Genomic DNA, 9,308 nt, shown 5'->3' on the forward strand with positions numbered 1-9,308 from the left:
GCCGCCGACCGAGCCCTACTCGGCAACGGCACGCCTTGCGTAAGCGCGCCCGATCCGCCTTCCCGCGTCATCGGCGCATCGTGCGCCGCAGCAGCCGATCGGGCCCTGCGCGGCAGCGGCACGCTCCGGGGCGCTGCCTTCGGCACAGCGTCGCCCAGCAGTGGCGAGTCTCGTTTCACCACATCTGCCGTCGAATCACCCTGGGGCGGCCTGTCTGCGTCACCAGCCGCGGTCGACCGCACCTGCGTGGATTCGCCGGTAGCACCCTCGATTATCGATCCGATGTACTCGAAGTTGCCGCTCCCGCTCTTGCGCACCAGATCCCCGGTCCGGAACAGCCGTGAGTCGCCGGCGAGCGACCCGTCCGCGAACGGATTCGCCACGAACCACCCCGCGGTCCGCGCCGGCCGCCGCCGGTATCCACGCGCCACCTGCGCACCGGTGATGTAAAGCTCGCCGACCTCGCCGTCGGCGACCGGCGAGAGCCGCCGATCGAGCACGTATTCCGTGATCCCGTGCACCGCGGTCCCGATCGTGCGCACCGAACTCACCCGCCCCGCCGGCTCCTCGGGCTTATCGTCGCCGGTGCCCGCGCCGATATGAGTCAGGATCGTGGTCTCGGTGGCGCCGTACCCCAGCAGAACCTGACGCTGGGCCGAGGCGAAGGGCCCCGCACTGATCGGGGCCGTCCACCGCGCGATCGATTCCGGCCGGGGCTGCTCATCGCACACCACCACGCGAAGCTCGTCCAACTCGGCCGGATCCACCGTCTCGAGCACATCGACACCCAGGTACGCGTGTGTCACGTCCTCGCGTAACAGCAGTGCGGTCAGATCGGCGCCGCCGCGGACCGTCGGCGCGGCCATGATCATCGTCGCCGTCCCGCCCACGGCCAGCAGCAGTTCCAGTACGGCTACCGGGTCCGAGGGCGGCGCGAAGGCCAGCGTCCGCGCGTCACCGTCGATCCGGTAGCGGGTTCTCTGCGCGTCGCACAGTCCGGACAACCCCGCCTGGGTGATGACGATGCCGTACGGCGCGCCGATCGTGTCGACGGTATAGATCACGAAGGCCGGATGCTCGGCCCGCAGGGGGCGGAGGCGATCGGCGTAGGTGACCGGATCGGCCGCGAATCCCTCGAGTTCCACAGCGAACTCGCCGGTGTCGACGGCCAGCCAGTCCACCGCGGAAGGCAGCCCCTCGCGCACGGCGGCGACGGTCAGCCCCAGCGACACCCCGCCATCGATGACGATATGGGCGATCCGCGCGGACGGATCGCCCGGATTCACCGGCACGAATCCCGCACCGCACTTGGCGACCGCCCACAGCGCGATCACCGCTTCCAGCGACCGCGGAGCCGCGACCGCCACCAAGTCTTCCGGTCCGATGCCGCGGGCGATCAGCAGCCGCGCCAGCCGGGTCGAGCGCTCGTCCAGTTCGGCGTAGGTCAGCTCCGCGAGTGTCGCCGTCGCATCCGCCACTGCGACCGCGACGGCGTCCGGATCGGCCTCGACCGCAGTGGACAGCAGTTGCGGCAGGGTGATCACCCGGGTGCGCCGGCCCCGGGAACGTTGGCGGGCCGGGCGGGTCATCGGGTAACCACTCGTCGAGTTACGTTGCGCCGTCCGACCACCCGATGCACGTTGCCTCACCCTGCCTGTTGTTGCTCATGCGCTGGTTGCAGCGCTACCCACGATCAATCCACCGGTCGCACCTCCGTGCGGAATCCCGCGGCGGTGGGTAGCCGCCCGCGGAACCAGACCATTGTCCGGTACGAAACACCGAAGGTCACCCGGTGGGCCGGAATTTACCTAATAACCTCGTCCAGCACCATGAACACATTCGCTAAACCAAATCCCAAGGTTGGTTCCAAGCCGTGAATCAGGGCCACGGCCTGCAGGTTTTCCAGCGGTTCCAGATCCCGATGATCCACGCCGATGCGGTCGTTGAACAGGGGGGTCGTCCACTTTTGTGCCAACGCAGTGGCGGTATCGAGCTCGGGGAACACTCATCGGGCCCGGTCACTCGGACGGCCAAGATCTTCAGCAGTGCCGCGGGTCCTTCGAGTCTTTGATGGAAAGTGCGCGGTTCGAAGGTGCGGCGTCCGACCGCAGCCGATCCACGGCGGCGAGTCCGTTGTAGGCCGATCCGGCGTGCGCGGTATCGAACGCCGGATCGGTTCCGTGGCACTGACCAAGTAGGGCGTCATCATCGTCAACGCCGCGAGTTGATCGACGAGGCCACGCTGGCCGGTGCCATCAAGTCCGGTCAGTGCGCGGCGGCATCGTCGTTGGCATAGGTCACCGAGCCCAACCGATCCGGTCGCATCCGGACCGCCGAGCATCAGTCGCTCGACCGCCCCTCCAGCTTGCCGCCCACGTCCGGACCGCTGTGTCGCGATGGGAATGTGGAGCACGCAGCGCGCCGCGATCCAGTTCACCGTTCGCACTCGGCGGACCTCGTCGAGCAGCTTGATCGACACCGGAATCCTATACGCAGGCAACGACTTCGACAGGAAGTCCGCGAGTCCCGGTGTCGACCACATCGTCGGGGCCGACACCGCGCTCGGTCGGCTCACGCACGAGCCGACAAGACACCTCGCGGAACTCCCGACCGGTCACCTGGCGCGCATCGGCCGGATCGCCGGATGGAGCTCCTCACAGCCATCCACGCCGAATAGCCTGCACACCGGCCTGAAAGCGAGTGCTCGCGCCGAGCCGCTCCAGCAGACTCGCCGTGCGCCGCACGACGGTCCGCCGGGACATGCCCAGCCGACGGGCGATGGTGTCGTCGGTCGCGCCCAGCCCCATCAGGGTCAGGATCGCGCGATCGCGTTCGTCCAACGGCTCGCTCGGATTCACCGAGATCGGCGCGGCCAGCGACCAGAGCACATCGAAGGTGCGGGTCATCAGGTCCATCGTCGGGCAGGCCCCGATCCGCAGGCCCATCGGATCGCCGCGCCGCTCGTCGTTGTGCAGCATGAGGGTGGCCCGCTCGCCGTCGGCGACGATCATCTTCAGCGGCGGATCGGGCAGGGTGCGCGCCTGCGCACCGCCGGCGGTGATCGCCAGCGCGTGCCGCAGCCGGTCCGGATCCTGATAGATGGTGTCCTGGTACAGCACCTGGTAACGCACACCGGAGGCGATCCGCGAGGACTTGAGTTCGAACAGGCGCTCGGCCGGTTCGCTGGCGCACACGTACGGGCCGCGTTCGATCATTCGCACGCTCTTGCGCGCGCTGCGCTGCAGATCCTCGAATTCCGCGATGAGCTCACGGGTTTCGTACATCGGGGTGATGACGCCGTCGCCGCGCACCGAACGGCGCACCGAACGGAACGTCTCCCCGAGGCGCGCGGCCGCGGCATGCATATTGGCCGTGTCCTGCTGGCGGCGGCGGGCCTCGGCCTCGGACAACGCCTCCGGGGCGTGCGCGTCCCAGACGGTGACGCCGGAGACGTCGAAGCGAACCGCGGCCTGCATCTCACCCAGCCGATCGAGCGCGACCTGCACCATCTCGGCCGGACATTCCAGATAACTCGCCAGCTCGGTCAGGCTCGACCGGGGATGTTGCACCAGCACCGCATAGGTGCGCCCGGGCAGGGATCCGGCGTCGAACAGTTCATGGACATCGGGCACGGCACTGCCGCCGACGACCGCCAGGCGTGGTCGGGTGCGCAGAGGTGCAGCCATCGTTATTTCTCCGCTCCCCATGAGGTGGTCTGCAGGACAGGTGCTCCCGGTAGGACGGCTCCCCCGCCCGTCGAGTCGGCGCCCGCATTCGCCGGGTCGGCCTGCTGACCCGGCGTGACCAGCTGCAACACCTTGATCACGTGTTCTGCCTGAGCCAACGGCCCGGCTACCTCCGGGGGCAGATTCTTCAGGCCGAACGGGGCCGGATCCTGCTGCGCCGATCGGGCCGCATCCGGCTGGCGCAACAGGGCCGGAGTGGTAGCCGAGGCGACCACCGCGGCTTGCGGCGGAGCCGACGCGACCTCGGGGACGATCGGCAGGTGAGCCTTGGCGGACTGGTCGACCGCCGGGGTGGGTACGGCGGCGGATTTCAGCGTTATGTCGTCCGCGCTGTCGGCGGTGTGCTCATCGCTCGGCAGCACGGTGGCGTGCGCGAGCTGGGCGCCGGTGCCAACCAATCCGGCGGCCATGGCGGCGGTGGCGGCAAGCTTGACTCGATCGGAGGTGCGCAGCTCAGCCCTGCGGCGGGTCGATCGAGCGGCGGTGCATTTTCCGAGCAGTTCGCTGACCGAAACGGAACTGGCGGTCTCCCGGTGCTGCGGCAAGGTTCGTCCTAGCGTCGATCAACGTCTGTGTGTCGATACCGCCCGAAACCGAAATCCGATCAAACCTTCATTTCGGTAACGATTCAGCATCGTTGTGACAAAAACTGTACTCCATCGTGATCTTTTCGCAACCTTCGGGGCCTGCAATTTAAATGAGACCGAGATCACAGTATCAGGGCGGCTCGCACGATAAGACTGACAAAGTGATCATCGACGAGCTACGGACCCCGATCGTGCTTGCCCCGATGGCGGGCGGGCCCTCCACTCCCGAGCTTGCGGCGGCGGTATCCGGAGCCGGCGGGCTGGGTTTTCTCGCCGCCGGATATCTCACGGCGGGCGTCGTCCGGGAGCGCATTGCGGCAATCCGCCAGCTTTTCGCCGGGACGTCGACCACCGGCTCTCCGGCAAAATCGCCCGGGCGATCCGCCGACGGTGTCCCCTTCGGTGTGAACCTGTTCGTCCCCGGCGCACCGACACCCGGCCCACGGTTCGCCCACTACCTGGCCGAACTGGGCCGCGAGTTCCCACTCGGGGACGCGAAATTCGATACCGACGACTGGGACGCCAAGCTGGACGACCTGATCGCGGATCCGGTGCCGGTGGTGTCGTTCACTTTCGGCTGCCCGTCGTCGGCCGAGGTCGCGCGGCTGCACGCGGTGGGTTCCGAGGTCTGGGTGACCGTCACCTCGGTGGCCGAGGCGCACACGTCCCTGGACGCGGGAGCCGATGTCCTGATCGCGCAGGGCGCCGAGGCGGGCGGGCATCGGGGCGCCTTCGCGGACAGCCCCGAGGACGACGCCACCGATCCACTCACCACCCTGGCCCTGCTACAGCTGCTGACCGCGGCCGTGGACCGTCCGGTGGTGGCCGCGGGCGGGATCGCCACGGGTGCGGGCGTGGCGGGCGTGCTGGCGGCCGGTGCGGCCGCCGCACAGCTGGGCACCGCCTTCCTGCGCTGTCCGGAGGCCGGTACCGCGCCGATGCACCGCCAGGCCGTGACCGAGGCGACGCCGACCATGCTGACCCGCGCCTTCAGCGGCCGCCGCGCCCGCGGCCTGCGCAACAAGTTCATCCTCGACCATCCCGACGCGCCGTCCGCCTACCCCGAAATCCACTACGCCACCGGCCCGTTGCGCGCGGCGGCGCGGTCCGCGGGCAACCCGGACGAGGTCAACCTCTGGGCAGGTCAGACCCACTCCCTCGCGACCGCGATCCCCGCCGCGGAACTGGTCGACCGACTTTCACAGGAGGCGAAAGCCACTATCGAGAAAGCACTTTCGCACCGAATCCATAGTTATTGACAATGCTTGTCGTTTAGACTCGTAGGACATCATCCGCATCCCACAAGGAGAGCGTCATGTCACTCGACGTCCCACAGGCATTGCTCGAACGCGCAGAACTCGGAGAGGTCAGCGACGAGGAATTCGTCGAATGCGTCCGCAACTCGCTGCCCTACGCCTACGAGGTGGTCAGCCGTGTTGCCGCCGACCTGCGCTCCGGCACAGCGGAATTCGCCGACAACCGGGTCCCCCCGCCGGACGAGACGGCCCGCGGCCAACTGCTGCGCGCCATGGCCTCGGACTCCATCCGCGGCGGCCTCGAACGGCACTTCGGCATCAAACTGGCCTTCCAGAACTGCCACCGCGTCGCAGCATTCCCCATCTCGGGCGTAGGCAGCGACACCTACACCACCTTCATCTCCACCCGCGCCCAGTTGCTGAACCAGAGCCCCGAACTCCGCAACTGCTGACATAAATGCCCGAAAGCCGGTGCGGAAGTGAGAATTTCGTCCGCACCGGCTCGGGTGTGCCTACAGCGTCACTACTTTCAGATCCCCGTCCGCGTAGCGAGCACGCAGGCGCTTCTTGTCGAACTTGCCGACGCTGGTCTTGGGGACCTCATCGATGAATGTCCAGTGTTCGGGCAGTTGCCATTTGGCGAACTTGTCGGACAGGAACTCCCGCAGTTCGGACGCTTCGGCGGTGGCGCCCTCCTTGAGCACGATCGCCACCAGCGGGCGCTCGTCCCACTTCTCGTCGGGCACGCCGATCACCGAGGCCTCCGCGACCGCGGGATGGCCCATCACCGCGTTCTCCAGGTCCACCGAGGAGATCCACTCGCCGCCGGACTTGATCACATCCTTGGAGCGGTCCACCAGGGTCAGGAAGCCATTGGGGCTGATCTTGCCGACGTCGCCGGTGCGCAGCCAGCCGTCGTCGAACTTCTCGGGGTCGACCATCGGGCCCTCGGGCGAATAGTAGGAGGCGGTGATCCAGGGACCGCGCACCTCGACCTCGCCCCACGCCTCGCCGTCGTTGGGCAGCACCGCGCCGTCGTCGCCGACGATCCGCGCCTGCACGCCCGCCGGGAACCGGCCCTGGGTGAAGCGGTATTCCCACTCCTGTTCACCGGTGGCGCCCCTCGGCGGATGGCCGACGCTGCCGAGCGGGGAGGTCTCGGTCATCCCCCAGGCGTGCAGCAACGTGACGCCGTGCTTCTCCTCGAAGGCCCGCATCATCGCCGGAGGCACCGCGGACCCGCCGACCACACACCGGGTCAGGTACGAGATGTCCTGCGGATGGGCGTCGAGCGCGGCCAGCACCCCGCCCCAGATGGTCGGCACGGCGGCGGCGAAGGTGGGCCGCACGGCGTCCATCATCTGGAGCAGCGGAGCGGGCTGCAGGAATCGGTCGGGCATCAGCAGGCTCGCACCGGACATCATGGCCGCGTACGGCAGCCCCCAGGCGTTCGCGTGGAACAGCGGCACGATCGCCAGCACGGTGTCGTGATCGCTGAACCGCATGCCGCTGGGCGAGAGCACCTGCATGGCGTGCAGCCAGTTGGAGCGGTGCGAGTAGACCACGCCCTTGGGGTCGCCGGTGGTGCCCGAGGTGTAGCACATGCCGGCCGGGGAGTGCTCCTCCAAGACCGGATAGTCATACGTATCTGGTTGTGCGGCAATCAATTCGGTGTACGAATGCAGCTGTACACCCTCGGGCACGGTGAGCGTGGCCGGATCGCCGTTGACCACTACGACGTGGCGGACCGTCCGCATCTTGGGCAAGTACTCCTGGAACATGGGCACCAGCGAGCCGTCGACGATGACCACCTGGTCCTCGGCGTGGTTGGTCACGTAGATCGCCTGCTCGGGGAACAGGCGGATGTTGATCGCGTGCAGTACCGCGCCCATGGCCGGGACGGCCGCGTAGACCGTCATATGCTCGGTGTTGTTCCACATGAAGGTGCCGACTCGGTCGCCGACACCGACTCCCAACTCGCGCAACGCATTCGACAGTTTTGCGGCGTCGCGCCCCATATCGCGATAGGTGCTCGTGCGGACGCCGTCCCCGGTCCACGTCGAGATCGTGGCATCGCCATGAAAACTCGCCGCGTAGCGCAGCAGCGTCGCCAGCGAGAGCTGCTCGTCCTGCATCGTGCTAAACATCTGAACCGCCAATCCTTCACCGTGAACGACGTCACAACTGGTCGCGAGGATAGCTGAAAACGGACGCTCTCGTCATTGAGTCGACTAAAGCCAGCGTCTCCCCCCACATACCTTCCGATCAGCAGGTACATCCGCGTACCGCCCGTCCGCTATCGAGCCGCCACCCCCGACCAGCCGAATGTCGCGTTGCTTCGCCCGAGCCGAACGAACACCACATTCGGTCGCTCACAAATTGGCCGAAAATATCGATTCCATGACCGCCGATCCCCTCGCGAACCAGCACCGACCGCCTAGTCTCAAGGTATGACTCGTACGCCGTCCATCATCATCATCGGGGCCGGATTCGCGGGACTCGGCATGGCGCTCGAGCTGCGACGTACCGGGCTGGACGACTTCACCATCCTGGAGCAGGCCGACGACCTCGGCGGGGTGTGGCGCGCGAACACCTATCCGAACGCCGCCTGCGACGTGCCCTCACCGCTGTACTCGTGGTCATTCGAGCCGAAATCCGATTGGCCGCGCCGCTTTTCGCGCCAGGCCGATATCCACGCGTATATGCGCACCGTCGCGCACAAGTACGATCTGCCCGCCCGGATCCGCTTCGGCACCACCGTCACCGAGGCGGAATTCGATGAGGCGCAAGGCATCTGGCGAGTCCAGACAGCCGACGGCCAGACCTTGACCGCAGATATCCTGATCCCCGCGGTCGGTCAGCTCTCCCGTCCGGCCATGCCCGCGATCCCCGGCATCGAAACCTTCGGCGGGGCCTGGTTCCACTCCGCCGAATGGGATCACGGCGTCGATCTCACGGACAAGCGGGTGGCGTGCATCGGCACGGGAGCCAGTGCGATCCAATACATTCCGGCGATCCAGCCGACGGTCGAGCAGCTGACGCTGTTCCAGCGCTCGGCCGCGTGGGTGCTGCCCAAGTTCGACACCGAGTACACCCCGACGCATCACGCACTGTTCGAACACTTCCCGCCGAGCCGCTGGGCCGAACGCTTCGCCATCTGGCTGTTCTTCGAGGTGATGGCGCTGGCACTGACCGATATCCCAGCCCTCAAGCCACCGGCGATCGTCATCGCGGATCGCCATCGCGCACACCATGTTCCCGATCCCGAACTGCGCCGCAAGCTGACCCCCGACTATGAGCCGGGCTGCAAGCGCGCCCTGTTCTCCAACGACTACTTCCCCGCCCTCACCCAGCCCAACGTCGCGGTGGAGACCACCACCATCGAGGCCATCACCCCCTCCGGCATCCGCACCGCCGACGGCGTGGAGCACCCGGCGGACGTGATCATCTACGGCACCGGCTTCAAGGGCACCGAATTCCTCGCCCCCATGAACATCTACGGCCGCGGCGGCCGCAAACTCACCGACGTCTGGTCCCCCGAGGGCGCCCGAGCCTACCTGGGCATGTCGGTCCCCGACTTCCCGAACCTGTTCCTGATGTACGGCCCGAACACCAACGTCGGCTCCGGCTCCATCATCTACATGCTCGAATCCCAGGCCCGCTACATCCGCCAAATCGTCCAGTACCTCTCCCACCGCCCCGGCCGCACCCTGTCCGCC

General features: G+C 67.4%; 8 protein-coding genes. 3 read left to right on the forward strand and 5 right to left on the reverse strand.

Going from position 1 to position 9,308, the window contains the following annotated elements; all coding sequences use genetic code 11:
• The 4 genes from JZ791_RS42375 to JZ791_RS42390 all read right to left on the reverse strand — a co-directional run.
• The coding region (locus JZ791_RS42375) for an AMP-binding protein (RefSeq protein ID WP_216903334.1) at positions 1-1,589 on the reverse strand (1,589 nt) is incomplete at its 3' end.
• A 215-nt stretch (positions 1,590-1,804) separates the two neighbouring features.
• Entirely contained in the window at positions 1,805-2,005 is a 201-nt protein-coding gene (locus JZ791_RS42380) for a hypothetical protein (RefSeq protein WP_216903336.1), read from the reverse strand.
• A gap of 649 nt (positions 2,006-2,654) precedes the next feature.
• Positions 2,655-3,686: a helix-turn-helix transcriptional regulator gene (locus JZ791_RS42385; RefSeq protein WP_254207312.1), complete on the reverse strand. Its 1,032-nt coding sequence runs from the start codon at positions 3,684-3,686 to the stop codon at positions 2,655-2,657.
• A gap of 2 nt (positions 3,687-3,688) precedes the next feature.
• Complete coding sequence (locus tag JZ791_RS42390) at positions 3,689-4,291, reverse strand: hypothetical protein (RefSeq protein ID WP_216903337.1); 603 nt, start codon at positions 4,289-4,291, stop codon at positions 3,689-3,691.
• Positions 4,292-4,494: 203 nt separating this feature from the next.
• On the opposite strand from JZ791_RS42390, the gene JZ791_RS42395 reads away from it, so the two are divergent.
• Positions 4,495-5,592, forward strand: coding sequence for a nitronate monooxygenase (locus JZ791_RS42395; RefSeq protein WP_216903338.1), 1,098 nt, complete (start codon positions 4,495-4,497; stop codon positions 5,590-5,592).
• 56 nt (positions 5,593-5,648) lie between these two features.
• Complete coding sequence (locus tag JZ791_RS42400; protein ID WP_216903339.1) at positions 5,649-6,041, forward strand: SCO5389 family protein; 393 nt, start codon at positions 5,649-5,651, stop codon at positions 6,039-6,041.
• A 60-nt stretch (positions 6,042-6,101) separates the two neighbouring features.
• On the opposite strand, the gene JZ791_RS42405 is transcribed toward JZ791_RS42400, so the two are convergent.
• Positions 6,102-7,736: a long-chain fatty acid--CoA ligase gene (locus JZ791_RS42405; RefSeq protein ID WP_216903340.1), complete on the reverse strand. Its 1,635-nt coding sequence runs from the start codon at positions 7,734-7,736 to the stop codon at positions 6,102-6,104.
• Positions 7,737-8,039: 303 nt separating this feature from the next.
• Here JZ791_RS42405 and JZ791_RS42410 point away from each other — a divergent pair.
• The coding region (locus JZ791_RS42410; RefSeq protein WP_216903341.1) for a flavin-containing monooxygenase at positions 8,040-9,308 on the forward strand (1,269 nt) is incomplete at its 3' end.

Origin of the sequence: Nocardia alni (assembly GCF_019038435.1) — a bacterium.
Taxonomy (GTDB): Bacteria; Actinomycetota; Actinomycetes; order Mycobacteriales; family Mycobacteriaceae; genus Nocardia; species Nocardia alni.

Coding starts and splice junctions, on each gene's coding strand:
- JZ791_RS42400 (WP_216903339.1), top strand. CDS start 5,649: ATGTCACTCGACGTCCCACAGGCATTGCTCGAACGCGCAGAACTCGGA.
- JZ791_RS42405 (WP_216903340.1), bottom strand. CDS start 7,736: ATGTTTAGCACGATGCAGGACGAGCAGCTCTCGCTGGCGACGCTGCTG.
- JZ791_RS42385 (WP_254207312.1), bottom strand. CDS start 3,686: ATGGCTGCACCTCTGCGCACCCGACCACGCCTGGCGGTCGTCGGCGGC.